Source organism: Bradyrhizobium sp. 61 (assembly GCF_023073075.1).
In the GTDB taxonomy this organism is placed as follows: domain Bacteria; phylum Pseudomonadota; class Alphaproteobacteria; order Rhizobiales; family Xanthobacteraceae; genus Bradyrhizobium; species Bradyrhizobium barranii.
Genome location: NZ_JADPIU010000011.1, coordinates 164,263 through 180,388 on the forward strand (window position 1 = coordinate 164,263; position 16,126 = coordinate 180,388).

The window sequence follows — 16,126 nt, forward strand, 5'->3', positions numbered from 1 at the left end:
ATAAGCGATAAGGGTCGGTCGGAAGACCGGCTCGGAGCGACTTTGGCTTATTGTATCTGGGGATAGCCAAGCTCGGCGGCTTCGCGCTCATATTCGGCCAGACGTTCGTAGGCGGTCACGTCTGGTACGGACAGCGCATTGAGTTCCAACACATCACGTATGTCAGCGGCCTGCGGATCTTTCACGATCTCGTACAGCGCCTCGGCGATCGCGAGCGCGTCGGATTCCGTCGTGTCCACCGACGTTACGAAAGGCAGCGACGGACTCGGTACGGTTTCGGTGAGTATCCGGTAACGCTCAGCGGCGATGGAACGGAACTTCTTGAAGAACCCCCACGTCACGTTGTCGATCGAGCAGACATCGATAGCCCCCTCATCAAGGCGTTCGAGACTCGTGACGTGCGCGCCTGTCATGACGACGGAGGAGAAGAACGGCTCGCCGCCGGCAATGCTGGCCAGTGACAATCGTGGCAGGTTCATGCCAGAATTTGACAACAGGCTGTTGCAACCGAATATCCGCCCGCGCAGGTCTTCCAGGCGCTTCGCCGGGTCGTCAGCGCGGACCATGAAGAAAGCCCGATGGCTGGATCCCACGCATCCAGGCACCGCATAATGCGGTGTGGCCAGCATGCGGTACTGGTCGCGATAGTGCTTGAATAGCGGATAACCGCAAATCTGGGTAAAGAGAATTCCGGGCCCGTCCGCATCGATACCCCTGGCACGAAGCCGCCGCTGCAAGGCAGTCAAGAAGGCGGAATTCGCGACTTCCATCTCGGGAAGACAGTACATCGGCAGGGTTGCCGGCCGTGCCGTTTCGCTATTGGCACCCGATTTCGACTGATCAAGCATGGTGGCCGATGAGGTTGACATATGGTCCCGTCAGGATACCGAATTCCTGCTGGCGAAGCTGGGCGGATGAACCGGGATGAAGTTCGGCGTCACGAGCCATCGTCGCGCGATCTCGCCATAGCCTCGAAAGACGAATCCGCCGTTATATGCCTGGATGCGCTCACGATGTTGTCGCCACACCCGAGGGACTTTCCACCAGGGAAGCGTCGGAAAAACATGATGAACGACGTGAAGGTTATTCCAGAGAAACAGCAGACCGAAGACCCAGTTGGATTCGACCACCGCGGTGCGCTCGCTTGGCCGCGTACCCCAGCGATGCTCGGTAAAGCTGCGCATCATTCCCAGGACGAGACCAGGGTATACGAACTCGGCAAGGTACTGCAACGGGGACATCTCAAACACCTCCGCCACGAGCAACAGGACCATGGTCACTCCGACGAGGTGGCGAACCCAAATCCCGAGATCTGCAAGGTCGCCTGCGACGATCTTGCCGACTTCCTTGATGACGAAGTGCGGTGTGCGCAGGAACGGTCCGACGAACAGGCGCCCCAGAAAGGTCTGGTTCACGACGAGCAGCCATCGCGACAGATTGCGATAGTCCTCCCAATCCTCCTCCTCATGATAATACGATTCCGTGTCTTCCCCCGGATAGGTGAGATGGTGGTTGCGATGGTGCCTTGAGTGCGATCGGCTATACAGCTCAAAAGGGAACCAGATGCCGATCGGAGGCCAGACGAGCGCACGACGCAACCAGCCCGGTATTCCCCGCAGGCTGTGAATTGCCTCATGTTGCAGTGAGAAATGCCACTGCACAACATAGCCCGCGAGCGGCGCCGTGATCCACCAAGGGATATGGCGATGCAAAGCAAGCAAAGACAACCAACCGGCGTAGATCACTGCCGCGACGAGAAGCGTTGGTCCGTCGTGTCGCTCGAACCACGATTCAGAAGCCGGGCTGCCAATAGCGGCAAGCATCAGGCGCCTTGTCATGCGGTCGGATCCGCCGGATCCGGCATTGTTGCCGTCGAAATTGTCCGCAATTACGGCTGAATCGCTCGACGACATCTGTTCTCCGTCAGGGCGCGACGGATCGTGCGCGAACTGCGCTGCCCTCACCTCGCTGTCTTCACCAACTGAATTCCGTGTCGCATGCCTCGAATAGGCATGGGAGACAGCCGCGACCTTGAAGCCCGGATTCAACGAGGTCAACGGAATGAATTTTTGAATGCAGGAAACGAAGGAGAAATTCGCTTCATGCGAATAGTGGTTCCTAGTCTTTCATTCGCACGTAGAAATATATCGGTCGCCAGACCGCTTAACCGGAAAATAGGTTTCTCGTCAGGTCAACAAAGTTCCGTACACGCACCGTCGAGCCCTTTCTGATTCCATTCGTCGAACCGCAAGCTCCGATATCGACCGGCCATGTCGAGAAACCACTTTTGCGAAAGTGATCCTCAATTCAACGCAGGTGTTCTGCGCGGCAGCCTCACTTTGAAACGCCAAACCACGCAATCCAGCAGATTTGTGGATATCATCGGCGGTGTCTGTCCTTAAGAGAACATCATCAAGTGCAATTGCGAACGGCGGAAGCGCCAGCACGAACCTTGTCTGGCAAGGGACTCGATGTCCGCGCCGTGTCGAAGCAATTCGGTCCCACCGTTGCTCTGGACAATGTTGATCTCACCGTCGCACCTGGCGAGATCGTCGGACTGATGGGCGCCAACGGCGCCGGCAAATCGACCCTCGTGAATATCCTTGCCGGTGTACTTCACGCGGACGCGGGCGATATCCGGCTCGACGGAAATCCATTTGAACCGGCGACGCCGAGGGCCGCGATCGAAGGAGGCGTGGTCGCTATCCATCAGGCCACAGACCGCGCCGGCGTGCCGGGGCTCACGGTCGCGGATGCGCTGCTGCTCGACCGCTTTGCCGATGGCCGCGCCGGCGTTTTCATCTCCCCGCGCTCGATTCGGGCGGAGGCCGAAACCATCGCCCGCAGGGCCGGCTTCGATCTGCCGCTCGATGAGGACTTTGCCGACATCGGCACGGCCGAGCGGCAACTGGTCGCGATTGCCCGCGCACTGTCGGCCAAGCCGAAGCTGCTGATTTTGGATGAACCGACGGCAAGTCTGTCCGCGACAGAAGCTGAGCGCCTCTTCACAATCCTCGAGGATCTGGCTGCGGGCGGCCTTGCCATCATCTACATCTCGCATCGCACGGCCGATCTGGAGCGCCTGGCCGCCCGCGTGATCGTGCTGCGTGGTGGCCGCGTGGTTGCGACCCAGTCGCGCCCGGTCGACTTTTCCGTCGCCATCGAAGCGATGATCGGCCGTCCCGTGGCGAGCGTTCGGCCTCCCGCGAGGAACGGCGGCGCGGTCCGGCTCCTGATCCAAAAGCTACGCTTCTTCCCCGACAGTCGCCCGATCGATCTGGACATACGCGAGGGTGAGGTCGTCGCGCTCATCGGCCCGCTCGGCTCGGGCAAGAGCCGGCTTCTAAACATCCTGTTCGGCGCCGAGACGGCTCATTCCGGTGAAGTCGTGCTGGACGGCGCCCCCTTCCATCCGCGCCAGCCCCGCGATGCGATAACCGGCGGCGTCTTCCTCGCAGGCGAAGACCGCAAGCGATCATCGTTCGTGCCTGCCGATTGGCCGGGAGGCACCGTCGCGGCCGCCATTGCGCAACCGCATCTCCGCCGCTGGTTTCCCATCGGCTTCCTCGTCGGCCGAAAGGAGCGCCAGGCGGCCGAGCATGGGATTTCAAGCTTGGGTATTCGCGCCTCTGGCGCCTTTGCCCGGCTCGACACGCTTTCCGGCGGCAATCAGCAGAAGGTTGTTCTGGCGCGCTGGCAGGCCGAGCCGGCGCGACTGCTGCTGCTCGACGAGCCGTTTCAGGGTGTCGACGTCGGGGCGCGCGCCGACATCATCACAGCAATCCGCGCCCAGGATCGCGTGGCCACGCTGATCGCGACCTCCGATGCCGAGGAGGCTTTCGAAGTCGCCGACCGCGTGCTCGTCCTCGACAAGACCGGCCTTCATGCCACCGGCGACACCACTGCGCCGTCCACAGGACCCTGATCCATGACCATCGCAACAGAACGGCTCCCCGCAGTGCCTGGTCGTCGGACCATACAGCCCTTGTCACAGCTCATTCGCCGCTGGGCCGTCTTCGCCCTTCTCCTTGGTCTGATCGTCGTCTTTTCGGCTCAAGAACCTGCCTTTCTCACGCTCCCCAACGTCATGAGCGTTCTCCAGGCCGTGTCGGTGGTCGCGATCATTGGCGTCGGCGTAACGATCTCGATCGCTGTGGGCGGTTTCGATCTGTCCGTCGGTGCGATAGCGGCCTCGAGCGTCATGGCGGCGAGTTACGCCATGGTCGTCTGGCACTTCAACGTAGCGGAAACGGTTCTTCTCGTGCTGGCGCTCGGCCTGGCTGTCGGGCTCGTCAACGCGACCCTGATCGTCCGCTTCAACGTTCCCGACCTGCTTGCGACGCTTGCCGTCAATTTTCTCCTGACCGGGCTGCAACTGATCCCCACCGCGGGTCGCTCCATCGCCACCGGCCTCATCCTGCCCGATGGCACATCGGCCAACGGCGTGTTCGATCCCGCGTTCTTGGGCCTCGGGCGCACGCGGCTGTTCGATATTGTCCCCTTGCCGGTTCTCATCATGCTGATGGTGGCCGTGGCCGCCGGCATCTTCACTGAACGAACGAGATTTGGCCGGTTGATCTTTGCGGTAGGCGGCAACGAGATAGCAGCGCGCCTTGCTGGCGCACGGACCGGACGGTTGAAAGTGCTGGCCTATGGCCTGTCGGCAAGCCTCGCCGCGCTCGGTGGCGTCATCGTCGCAGCGCGCGTCGGCCGCGGCGACGTGTCCTCGGGCGCATCGCTGCTGCTCGATGCCGTCGCAGCCTCTCTGATCGGCTATGCCGTGCTCAACGCCCGGCGCCCCAACGTGCTCGGCACGATCGTTGGTGCGATCTTCGTCGGCATCCTGCTGAACGGCCTCACCATGCTGAACGTACCCTATTACACGCAGGATTTCGTCAAGGGCGTCGTGCTAGTCGGCGCGCTTGCGCTCACCTATGGCTCCGCTCGACGCGGACACTGACTCTTCAACTCCAAACCAGACCGGGGACAACCACGATGACCACACGCAAGTTTCGATCCGCTCTTGTACTGGCGGCAAGCCTCGCGATCGCTCCCGCAATCGCGGCGGGCATCACCGGAGCGCCCGCTCCCTTCGACAAAGGCGGCGTGAAGGTCGCGCTCGTCAGCTACATCTCCAGCGGCGATTTCTTCGAAGCCTATCAATCGGGAGCGCAGGCGCAGGCCAAGAAAATCGGCATCGATCTGCGCGTATTCCCCGGCAAGCAGGACGCCGCGGAGCAGCGCTCCCAGGTCGAGCAGGCGATCAATCTGGGCGTCAAGGCGATCGTGATCGACCACGGTCTGCCGGAATCGCTGAAGGATGTCGCACAGAAGGCGGTCGACGCGGGGATCAAGGTCGTCGCCTTCGACGTGAATCTTGATAATGCCAGGATTCCGCAGGTCGAGCAGAGCGACCATCAGCTCGCGCGCCTGGCCCTCGAACAAGCACTGAAGGAGAACGGTGAAAGCTTCAATGCCGGCTATGTCTACGTCGCCGGTTTCGCGCCGCTCGACCGCCGCCACGAGGTCTGGGAGGAGTTCAAGAAAAAGTATCCGGGCATCAAGGAAGCGGCCCGCTTCGGCATCGTCAATGCCACGACGGCGGCAGGTGTCGCCGATCAAGCCAAGGCCGTGCTGCGTGCCCATCCGGAAATCTCGGTCGTGTTTGCGCCCTACGATGAATTCGCGCGCGGCGTGAAGCTGGCTGTCAACGAGTTGGGGCTTCAGGGCAAGGTGAAGATCTATTCCGCCGACGTCTCGACCGCCGACATCCGCGAGATCATCGAGCCGAACAGCCCCTGGGTGGCAACGGTGGCGACCAACCCGGCGGTGGTCGGCGCGGTGTCCATTCGCGCGGCGGCCCTGGCAGTCGCCGGCGCGGATCCCGGACATGCGATCACGGTGTCGCCCGTCCTGCTGACCCAAAAGGCGCTCGCCGAGAGCGGCGTGAAAACCGTCGAGGAGCTCTCCGCCAAGATCCCGGCTTTCGGCTCCTCAGAGGCCGCTATCGCCGCCTGGATCTCCCAATAACTCCCGCAGTCTCTTGAAGGATGCAAACCATGAGCCGACTAAAATCCATTGCTATCACCGGAGCCACAGTGCTGGGCTTGGCGACGGCCGCCCATGCCGCCGGATTGTCGGGGGCACCTGCTCCCTTCGACAAGGGCGACGTGAAGATCGCCGTTGTCAACTTCATCGGCGGCGGCGACTGGCTTCAGGCATTCGAGGCCGGAACCAAGCGGCAGGCCGATGCGCTCAAGGTCGATCTGCGCATCTCGGAAGCGCGCCAGGATCCTGATGCCCAACGGCGGCTGATCGAAGATGCGATCAATCGGAAGGTCGACGGCATCATCATCAACAATGGCAAGCCCGAGGCTCTGAAGGACGTGGCGCAGAAGGCGATCGATGCCGGCATCAAGGTCGTCGCCTATGACGTGAACCTCGACAATCCGAAGATTCCGCAGGTGGAGCAGAGCGATGCCGAAATGGCGCGTCTTGTCCTCGATCAGGCGGTCAAGGAACAAGGTCACGGAATCAAGGGTGGTGTCGTCTATGTCGCCGGCTTCGCGCCGCTCGATCGTCGCTACGCGGTTTGGAAAGACTTCGGCAAGACACACGGCCTCGAGGAACGTGCCGTATGGGGCGTCGTCAACGACTCCGTGCCAGCCTCCGTCGCCGACCAGACCAAGGCGGTGTTGCGTGCGCATCCGGAGATCACCGCCATCTTCACGCCTTGGGACGAGTTCGCACGCGGCGTCAAGCTCGCGATTGACGAGTTAGGCGTCGCCGAGAAGGTGAAAGTCTACGGCGTCGATATCTCGACCTCGGATATCCAGGCGATCATCGAACCGAAAAGCCCGTGGGTGGCGACGGCGGCGACCAACGCCGCCGTGGTCGGCGAAGTCTCGGTGCGTGCGGTCGCGCTGCTGATCGCCGGTCAGGATCCCGGGCACTCCGTGCTGGTCAAGCCGCAACTCGTGACCCGCGCCGACCTCGTCGAGAAGGACGTCAAGACCATCGAAGAGCTGGCAGACAAGATTCCGGCTTTCCGGGCGAGCGAGGCAGCGACGGCGCCGTGGATTCCAGCCGTCAAATAATCGGAAAATGACGCGGGCGACTGAGCGTCCGCGTCATCACAAGCATCGGCACGAACCGAGCGCCACCGACTGCCCGCAGCAACCGCTCCTACGTCTTCCGAGCGCATGTGTTCGCTTCCGCCACAAGCGCTTAGCCCATAGTCTTGCTTGCGCGAGATGGAGTTGATAAGATTCCTTGTCCATAAGTTGAAAGAGAGAGCGAAGCTGGTGCTCCACCATAGCTTCCAGGATCGAACCCGTGGACCTGTGTCCGCCCCGCGCTTTATTCCGCGGGGCTGACGGGACCGCATCGCAGTCTCGTTGTCAGCCTTTTCTGGCGCGCCTAGTTGCGCCCTTCTGACACAATGAGACTGCAATGTCCGTTATCGCCATCCGGGACCTTTCGCTGACCCGTAGCGAGTCGCTTTTCACGGGACTCAGTTTCTCAATCGCCAAGGGAGATCGCCTTGGCCTTGTCGCCGCCAATGGACGCGGCAAGTCTTCCCTCCTGCGCATCATCGCAAATGAGGAAGATGCTACGACGGGAAGTGTGATCCGGGCGCGAGGACTGATCGTCGCGACCGCCCCGCAGGACCCGCCCGAACGGCTCCTCTCCTTGAGGCTTCCATGATGCCGTGCGCGACGCTCTCACTCCCGAGGTCGCCGAAACCGAGAGCTGGCGAGTCGACATCTTGCTTGATGACCTCGCAGTGGACGAGGCGATACGGGATCGTGCCGTTCATAGCTTGTCCGGCGGCTGGCAGCGGACAATGCTTCTCGCGAGGGCTACGGTGGTCGAACCCGATCTGCTGCTGCTCGATGAGCCGACCAATCATCTCGATATCGGTCGGATCGGCGTGCTGGAAAGGTTTCTGAGTGCCATCCCCCGCGACCGCGCCGTAGTCGTTGCAAGCCACGATCGCGCCTTTCTCGGTGACGTGACCAACCGCACCCTGTTCCTGCGCCCGAAGGAAAGTGCGGATTTCTCCTTGCCCTATTCCCGCGCCCTACAGGCGTTGGAAGAACGCGACGCGGCGCGAGACAGGCAGTTCGAGAACGACATGCGTAAGGTCAGAGCGCTGCGGCAGCAGGCCGCGAAGCTCAAAAACATCGGCATCAATTCCGGGTCCGACCTGCTGGTGGTGAAGACCAAGCAACTGTCCGAGCGTGCGGACAAGCTTGAGGAGCAGGCACGGCCCGGACATCGGGAGCGATCGGCGGGGACGATCCGCCTGACCAACAGCGGCACCCACGCCAAAGCGCTGGTAACCATCAAGGATACGGTGGTCACAAGTCCGGACGGACGGCTGTTGTTTCGTACCGGGCGGTGCTGGATCGAGAACGGGGATCGGGTGGCCCTGCTTGGCGCCAACGGCACGGGCAAGACACGGTTCGTCGAACGGCTGCGGGCGGCCTTTGCCGGGTCGGATCCGGATATAAGGGGGGCGACCAGCCTCAAGCTTGGCCATTCCGATCAAGCGCTGTCCCAACTCGATGCGTTTGCAACGCCTTGGGAAGCGGTTAAGCGCTCGAGCAATCTGCCCGATCATCAGGCGCGAGCCCGGATCGCAGGGGCGGGAATCACCATTGATGCCCAAGCCGCGCCCATCGCCCGCCTTTCGGGAGGGCAGCGAGCGCGGCTTGCGATGCTGATCCTGCGGTTGGCACAACCAAACTTCTATCTGCTGGACGAGCCGACCAATCATCTCGACATCCAGGGACAGGACATGTTGGAAAGCGAATTGATCGAGCATGGCGCGGCCTGCCTTCTGGTCAGTCATGACCGTGCCTTCATCCGGGCGGTGGCGACGCGGATTTGGGTGATCACGGGCAAGCTACTTGTTGAGGTTGATGACCCGGACCCGATCTTCGATAGGCTGATGTCCGATTGAAAACGTCATCCGGGCCTGCAAGTTTTTTTTCCGGCCCTGGTGGCTAAGCTGACCACTCACCGCACGGCCGCTCGATCAACCAACCGGCGTCAGAAAGACCGGCGAGGTCCAGATCCGCGACTGGTCGCGCTGTCGCGCGGTGATGAACAGGGGATGCTCAACGCCTTTCGCAAGACCGAGCGGCGACAGATCGATCTCGCCGCCAACGTCGCGCGGCAGCGCGCCCTCGGTGACACGTTCGATGGTCACCTCAAGCTCGATTCCGCTGAGCGCACGCGTGCAGCGCCTTTCGAGAAGATCGGCGCCAGTAGCCTTCAGGCTGAACTGCGGCGCGTGGACATGCGGCGGCGGTTGCAGCGCATCGCCGACTTTCACATAGCCCGTAATGGCCCCACGCACCTCGATCTCGACCCCTGCGAGGCTGGACAGCGTCAGCTCGATAGCATCCGTGTCGCCGTGGGTGGCCGTGGTGAATCCCACGGTCGTCGCGTCCTCGCGCCAGGCACGCTGTTCCGGATGGTCGAAACCGATGCCGCGGACATCCAGAATCGCGGCGCCGGTCACCGTGATCTCTCCAACCCAGTTGGCAGCACGATAGCGGTCCTTGATCCGCGCGCCGGCAAGACGCACCCTCAACTTCCGCTCGGAGAGGCCCACTTCCGCGTTCAAGTCGCGAGACCAGATCACGCGCTCCGCATCGAACAGCTGCACCTGTTCCCAACCCTGATCACCCAGCAGCCGGTAGGTCAGAGGCTCGCTCAATTTGGCCGAGACGACCTCGCCCATCCAGGATGCACCGAAGCTGAGACTGGCGAAACTGCGCTCGCCGGTGGTTGCGAAGGTGCGCCGCGCCCGGAGTGCGCGCCCGACGCTCGCGCGATCGAGGCTGTCGGCGAGAACACCGGTCAATCCGCCGCGCGAGCCGAACACGGCCGTGGCTGGCGCACCACCACCGCAGCGCCCCTGATGTTCGTCACCGGCAGCGGACGCGCCGACCCGATAACCGCGCGACAGGGCGTCGGTATAGAACCAGTGGAACTGCCCCCAGGACGAGCCGACCTCGACGAGACGTTCCAGTTCAGGGTGATGCCAATCGAGGATGCAGCGACGCCCGCCCACATGCGGAATCAGGAGATGGTTTTCCGGATCGTCCGCATAGGCGGCATAGAGCTCGTCGGCCGGCCAGACCCCGGGGCGGATGGCCCCGGCAGTCAACTCGTTCCATTCGAATGAGCGCACCGAACGGCCCTCCGCGTCGAATGGAAAGCGCGGCTTGCCTTCACCCAGAAACACGACGTTGCGATCGCCGCCGGCGCTGGAGTTGCCGCACCATTCCGTCCCGGGGTAGCAGACGAACCGGCCCGGCTCGTTCAGCCCGGCAATGATCTCGACCGCCCGCTCCCAATCCGCCTGCTTGATGTTGAAGTCATTGACGGTGTAGCCGAGGACATCGAGTGCTGCGACATCGCGGCCATAGGCCAGATTGTAGAACGTATCATTGGTGCCCACGGTGTCGTGGGAATGCACATGGAGATCGGCGTAGAGCGGACGCAGCGCCTGCGTGAGCGGCTCGACTTGCGCAAAACCAACCGCAGGTGTGGCGATCCCCTCGACCAGGACTTCGAACCGCCACTCACCTTCGCGCTCTAATCGCACATTCCGGACGCGCGCAACGCTCCATCCGTCGAGCGAGAACTCAAGCGGCTGCGATTGCACGCCGCCGGCCGGGTCGGTGAGGTGCAACTCGCCGCGCGGCGCCTGGTCGCGGCAGACATTGCCCCACACATCCTCCAGGCGGACCACGACATCGAACGGCAACAGCGGCGCCACCAGCCGCGGCATCACAAGCGCTGACACCAACGGCGCCCCGGGCACGATGTCGAGAATGCAATCGCCGGGCACCTCGGCAAATTTCGAACTTCCGAGGGGATCGATGAACATACGAAAGCGGAAGTTTTTCTCGACAAAGCTCTGCGCGCGAGTGCCACCGCCGCCCTGGCGGCGGTCGCCCAATCGGATCACGATGCGATCACCGGGATTGAGATAGCCGTCGACGACGTCGATGATGATGGCTTTCTGGAACGGGCGCTCATGCCCCTTCTGGTCGAAACGCACCTTCAGCCCCTGCACCGTCGACGGGCTTTGCCCCGGCCGCAGCGGTCCGGCGTGATACTCGGCGGAGACGTAGTTGGCCCCGGTCGGATCGGAGGTCTGGAACAGTGCCCAGTCGGAATAAAACTTGAAGGCGAGCTTCAGCCAAGCACCATCGGCAAGGCCGACCGCGCCGACCTCATAGACCAGTTCGAGTTCGGTCCATTCGCCGGCAACAAGCTGCTTGCGGCGACAGCTCACCCGTCCAAGGAACGGCAGCGCCTTGTTCTGCTCATACAGGCCCTGCGGAGCGATATAGGTCCCGGCGCGGGCGCGCGGATCAGTTTCTGCGGTCATGTAATACTCTCGATTGAACTTGTCCGGAGGTCACGTGGCGCGCCAGGTTTGGTAGTGACGCTCTAGTCGGCGAAACACGATCGTCTCGGCCAGCCACGCAATCAGGCCAATCAGTGCGATGCCGAGCAGCACCTGGCTGGCATTGCCGACCTGGCCACCCATGGCGACCATCCAGCCGATCCCCTGCGATGCACCAATCATCTCTGCGGCGACGAGCGCGCGCCAGGCTTGACTAAAGCCGATGCGGAGGGCCGCCGTCACGAATGGAAGGGACGCCGGCAGATAGACGTGACGCAGCAATTGCAAGCGGTTCGCTCCGAGCGTACGCGCCGCGCGAACCTGGCCGCCGACGATGCCGAGCACTCCCTCCTGGATGGTGACCGCCATCGGAAACACGGACGCGATGAAGATGACCACCGCGATGGCGAGATAACCGAGCCCGAAGAAGATCAGGCAGAGCGGCGCCCATGCGATCGGTGGAATGGCCATGAACAGACCGACCAAGGGCGAGGCGAAGGCTCGAAAACGCTCGGACAGTCCGCCCGCGGTCCCGATCGCCAACGCGACGACAACCGCGGCTCCGAAACCGCCGACCTCGCGCAGCAGACTTGCGCCGATCTGACGGCCGAGATCACCGCTTCGGATCCAGCGCAGCGCCTCGGTCGCGACCTCCCAAGGCTGCGGCAGCACGTAAGGCGGCAGGCGGCTCGCCGCGATGCACCAGACCAGCAGCAGCGCCGGCAGCGAGGCCCAACTCCACGATGGTTTCGGCAGGCTCATCGATCACGTCAGTTCTGTTCGACCGCGCGTTTCCACGGACCATCATCGACGATCTGCTCGACCTTCAACGGTCGCGCGAGAAAGCCGAGGTCGCGCGAATAGTCCATCAGGCGCTGGATAAAGGCGCGGTCCGATGCGGTCAGCTCATCGGACCACCCCAGACGCTTGCGCGCCTCGGCCACGACCGCCTCGGGCGGAATCGTCTTGCCGTCCTGCGTCGTCACCGCTTCCAGCTTGAATTCGCGTGCGATGATCTGGTCCGCCTCGGCGGGATGATCGCGCAGAAAGGCGATCGCCCGGCGGTGCGCGCGCAAGAGCTTCACCAGATCGTCGGGACGATCCTTGAGCGACTTGATCGGCGCCATCACGACGTACCACGGATAGCCTGGAATGGCCGCGTTGACGTCGAACACAAGGCGGCCACTACCACGAAGCAGCGCCTGGCTGACGAAAGGCTCCCAGGTAAACACCGCATCCACCGTGCCGGTGTCGAGCGCGGCATTCATGTTGCCGACCGGCAGCTGCGACAGCGACAGGTCGGCATCCGGATCAAGAGCCGCAGTATCCTTCAGCACGTAGCCACGCAGCAGCACGTCCATGCCGCTGCCGCGCGCGACGCCGGCGAGCCTCCGGCCGCGCAGGTCGTTGAGGCCTACGATCGGCCCGCTTGCCTTGGCCACGATCGCAGCCTGGCCATAGTTCACCTTCGCCAGGATGCGGCTGTCGAGGCCACGGGAGAACCACTGATAGACCGGCGGCGCGCCGATATAGCCGACGTCGAGCTCGCCGCTCGCCATCGCCTGCTGGATCACCGGGCCATCGCCGAACGGCTTCAGCTCGACCTTCAGGCCCTCCTGAGCGAAGAACCCCTTTTGGTCCGCAATCAGCGCCGGCGCGTTGGCCATCGCAGCAACCCATCCGATGCGCAGCGGGGTCGGCAGGCTCTGCGCCCATGACGGACTGCCCACCGCGAGCATCGCGGTCATCGTACACAACAGATATCTGATCATGGAACTGGCTCTGTTCGGGTCGCAAGGAGCCGTCTCGGCCGCGCCTCCATGACGCCGGCGATCCGCTGCAAGAGAACATCGCAGAGCTCCGCAAACCGAGGCAGCGTGCGGGTGCGACGTCGTTCGCGCGGCCGCGGCAGATCGACGACGACTTCACTGTCGATGCCATCGGGAGGAAAGCCGAGAACGACCACGCGGTCAGCCAGAAAGACCGCCTCCTCCACATCATGGGTGATGAAGAGGATGGTCTGGCCGAGTGTCGACCACAGCCGCAGCAGTTCCTCGTTCATGGCGCCACGCGTGATCGCATCGAGCGCGGCGAACGGCTCGTCCATCAGCAGCAGCCTCGGCTCGAGCACGAGGGCACGAGCCAGAGCGACGCGCTGCTGCATGCCGCCCGAGAGCCGGTTCGGCAGTTCGTCGGCCACGTCGGAGAGGCCGACCAGATCGAGATACTGGAGCGCCTTGCGTTTCTGTTCGTCGCGATCAAGCCGCCCCGCCATGCGAAGGCCGAACCGAACGTTCTCGTGCACGCTCATCCACGGAAAGAGGTTCGGCGCCTGAAACACATAACCAAGCTCATCGAGCTCGGGTCTCACCGCGCGGCCGTCGATTGTCACGACGCCCGCGCTAGGCGCAAGGAAACCCGAAAGCAGGTTCAGCAAGGTCGTCTTGCCGCAGCCCGACGGGCCAAGCAGGGCCACGAACTCGCCCGGCGCCGCCTTCAACGAGACGTTCCGGAAAATGTCCTGCCCCGGTCGATAAGCGAACTGCATCCCGTCGACGACAAAGGTTGCACCACGGCGAGCTGCTGGAGCGGCGGGGTGCAGGGTTGAAGCCTCATGGGATCTGGTCTGTAACGCGAGCATGTAATACATTATGATACAAGCTTGCAGCGCTGCAACCGGTCGTGCCCACAGAGCCCGAAAACAAAAGATCCGCCCCTCTTGTCATCTGAAATGAGAACAGAATGTCTCTCGTGAGAGAAAACGCGACAGCTCTTTACCAACAGATCGCCGACCGGTTGCGCCGTGAGATCGCCGATGGCGGGTTCGAGCCTTCCGGCCGCCTGCCCTCGGAAGCCGAGATGGGAGCGCGGTTCGACGTCAGCCGGGTCACTGTCCGTCTCGCTCTCGAGGAGCTCGACAAGGACGGCCTGATTGACCGGAAGAAGGGCAAAGGCACCTTCGTCGCAGGCAAGCAGGTGCGGCACGAACTGAATGTGCTGCGCAGCTTTCACGAAACGCTGCGCCGACAGGGATTGAACGCGACCATGCGCGTCACGGCTCTGCGCGTGGTCGCAACGCCCGCGGGCCTGCGGCCGCTGTTCGGGAACGCGCGCCGGGAATGCCTGCTGCTTCAGCGGCTGCACCTGATCGACGGCGAACCGATCGCACTCGGCCGCAGCCATCTACGCACAGGCAAATCCGATTTGAAACGCGCTGATATCGAGCCGACGCCGACTTACTCGGTGGTCGCGGCCATTGCCGGCACACCTGTCACTCAGGCCAGGATGGAGTTGGGTGCGCAGATCGCCGGCAAGGAGTTCGCAAGAGCGCTGAACACCGAAGCAGGCGCTGCGCTATTGACCATGGAGCGTACCTCGTATTTCAGGGACGGCACATGTGCCGAGCACTCGACCTTTTTCATCCGGCCGGAGCGCTACAAGTTCGTGTTGAACGGGATCTTCAGCGAGAAGGCATGAGACATCGCCGGGTCGGCGCAACGTTCGACGAAGCGCCGGCACCTTCCACGTCTGTGCCGTTTGCTGGCAGTTAAATCCCCGATTTCAGCATTTTATGGAATAGCCATGTATCGACGATTGTCGGCAAATGGAGCCGAGACGGCGCCGATCCGGCGGTTTTGTCGGGATCGTGCGACAGAGCATGTAACGTTGATGTATCGGCCGAAGGAGTACCATGCCGCACGATCCCATTATCGAAGCGAATGAACTATCGTCTCTTGAGGCATTCCGTCTTCTCGACGTGCGCGAGCCTACGACCTTCGCGGCCGGTCATCCCGCGAGAGCGGTCCGGGTGCCGATTGAGGTTTGGGAGGCCGCAGCGAAGTCGGGCGAGACCTCTTTCGAGAATGTCGATTATTGGGAGCGCGCGATTGCTGCGCTCGGTGTCAACACTCGCCAGCCTACCATTGTCTACGATGATGGACGCATGACGGAGGCCGCACGCGTCTGGTTCATCCTGCAATATTTTGGAGCCGACGCGCTGATCCTGAACGGCGGATGGCCCAGGATCCGGGGACGGGAAGAACTGCTGACGGCGGCGACCAAACCGTCGGCGCCGACAACCTTTCGGGCCCGTCCAGAGTCAGGATCGGTCGGGCTCGTCGATCGACGAGCTCTCAAGGCCCAGCTGGATGACGTCCGGATTTTGGACGCCCGAACCGCAGGTGAATTCACCGGCACGGATCTTCGCCGCAATACACGCGGCGGCCACCTGCCCGGTGCACGGCTCCTTCCGCATGCGAGCCTGCTCGACAACAGCGGCCTGAGGCCTGCGGACGAACTTCGCGGTCTTCTGATGAGAGCTGTCCCATCGCTCGAGATTAGACCGGATATCCGCGGTCTGGAGCCGTAGCGCAAACCCGGGAACCGCGGTGATGAAACCAAAGAGCTCGGGACGCTACAGGTCGGCGCGCCCGGAGACGTCTCGATTCTCGAACTCGTCGAAGGTCCCGTGTAGTTGCTCGACACCTCGAACAATCCACGCACCGGCAAAGCCTACCTGAAGGCGGTGCAGACCATCCGCGAGGGCGTTCCGAATGGACGCCCTATCAGCTGCCCTTTGCGGTGAACTGAGCCGCGCAGGCTTTACGGCCGAGGCCGAACGCAAAGCAGTCGCGCGCGAACTCGATCTCGCGCGGGCGGACGTCGAGTTCGCTCCTCGACTAAGGTCCGCTC

The 16,126-nt window shown here is 62.7% G+C and carries 12 protein-coding genes and 2 pseudogenes; 8 read left to right on the top strand and 6 right to left on the bottom strand.

Annotation, left to right across the window (positions count from 1 at the left end; all coding sequences use genetic code 11):
* Positions 1–47: 47 nt before the first annotated feature.
* Both IVB46_RS05685 and IVB46_RS05690 read right to left on the bottom strand, forming a co-directional pair.
* Positions 48–869 carry a PhnD/SsuA/transferrin family substrate-binding protein gene (locus tag IVB46_RS05685; RefSeq protein ID WP_247302990.1) on the bottom strand — a complete coding sequence of 274 codons (822 nt, stop codon included), beginning with the start codon at positions 867–869 and terminating at the stop codon, positions 48–50.
* Between the two features lie 9 nt (positions 870–878).
* Entirely contained in the window at positions 879–2,057 is a 1,179-nt protein-coding gene (locus IVB46_RS05690) for a fatty acid desaturase (RefSeq protein WP_247302992.1), read from the bottom strand.
* 425 nt (positions 2,058–2,482) lie between these two features.
* On the opposite strand from IVB46_RS05690, the gene IVB46_RS05695 reads away from it, so the two are divergent.
* From IVB46_RS05695 to IVB46_RS05715, 5 genes and pseudogenes are all read left to right on the top strand, one after another.
* On the top strand, positions 2,483–3,925 hold the full coding sequence (locus tag IVB46_RS05695) for a sugar ABC transporter ATP-binding protein (protein WP_346016116.1): 1,443 nt from the start codon (positions 2,483–2,485) through the stop codon (positions 3,923–3,925).
* Between the two features lie 3 nt (positions 3,926–3,928).
* On the top strand, positions 3,929–4,960 hold the full coding sequence (locus tag IVB46_RS05700) for an ABC transporter permease (RefSeq protein WP_247302996.1): 1,032 nt from the start codon (positions 3,929–3,931) through the stop codon (positions 4,958–4,960).
* A 35-nt stretch (positions 4,961–4,995) separates the two neighbouring features.
* Positions 4,996–6,030, top strand: coding sequence for a substrate-binding domain-containing protein (locus IVB46_RS05705; RefSeq protein ID WP_247302998.1), 1,035 nt, complete (start codon positions 4,996–4,998; stop codon positions 6,028–6,030).
* A gap of 29 nt (positions 6,031–6,059) precedes the next feature.
* Complete coding sequence (locus IVB46_RS05710; protein ID WP_247303000.1) at positions 6,060–7,097, top strand: substrate-binding domain-containing protein; 1,038 nt, start codon at positions 6,060–6,062, stop codon at positions 7,095–7,097.
* 355 nt (positions 7,098–7,452) lie between these two features.
* Positions 7,453–8,968 (top strand): annotated as a pseudogene (locus IVB46_RS05715) (ABC-F family ATP-binding cassette domain-containing protein).
* 75 nt (positions 8,969–9,043) lie between these two features.
* Here IVB46_RS05715 and IVB46_RS05720 read toward each other — a convergent pair.
* The 4 genes from IVB46_RS05720 to IVB46_RS05735 are packed head-to-tail and all read right to left on the bottom strand — an operon-like array spanning position 9,044 to position 13,934.
* Positions 9,044–11,416 carry a DUF3604 domain-containing protein gene (locus IVB46_RS05720; protein WP_247303002.1) on the bottom strand — a complete coding sequence of 791 codons (2,373 nt, stop codon included), beginning with the start codon at positions 11,414–11,416 and terminating at the stop codon, positions 9,044–9,046.
* Between the two features lie 30 nt (positions 11,417–11,446).
* A complete protein-coding gene (locus IVB46_RS05725; protein WP_247303004.1) occupies positions 11,447–12,196 on the bottom strand; it encodes an ABC transporter permease in 750 nt (249 codons plus the stop codon).
* Between the two features lie 8 nt (positions 12,197–12,204).
* Positions 12,205–13,206, bottom strand: a complete 1,002-nt coding sequence (locus IVB46_RS05730) for an ABC transporter substrate-binding protein (RefSeq protein WP_247303006.1) — start codon at positions 13,204–13,206, stop codon at positions 12,205–12,207.
* Positions 13,203–13,934: an ABC transporter ATP-binding protein gene (locus tag IVB46_RS05735; RefSeq protein WP_247342264.1), complete on the bottom strand. Its 732-nt coding sequence runs from the start codon at positions 13,932–13,934 to the stop codon at positions 13,203–13,205. Before IVB46_RS05735 ends, IVB46_RS05730 begins: the two co-directional genes overlap by 4 nt.
* Before the next feature lie 242 nt (positions 13,935–14,176).
* Between IVB46_RS05735 and IVB46_RS05740 the strand changes: the two genes are divergently transcribed.
* From IVB46_RS05740 to IVB46_RS05750, 3 genes and pseudogenes are all read left to right on the top strand, one after another.
* The gene (locus IVB46_RS05740) at positions 14,177–14,911 is read left to right on the top strand and encodes a GntR family transcriptional regulator (RefSeq protein WP_247303010.1); all 735 of its coding nucleotides are present in this window, start codon (positions 14,177–14,179) and stop codon (positions 14,909–14,911) included.
* Positions 14,912–15,125: 214 nt separating this feature from the next.
* Positions 15,126–15,803 (top strand): rhodanese-like domain-containing protein, encoded by a 678-nt coding sequence (locus IVB46_RS05745; RefSeq protein WP_247303012.1) that lies wholly within the window; start codon positions 15,126–15,128, stop codon positions 15,801–15,803.
* 27 nt (positions 15,804–15,830) lie between these two features.
* Positions 15,831–16,019: pseudogene (locus IVB46_RS05750) on the top strand (amidohydrolase); the annotation flags it as partial.
* Between the last annotated feature and the right edge of the window lie 107 nt (positions 16,020–16,126).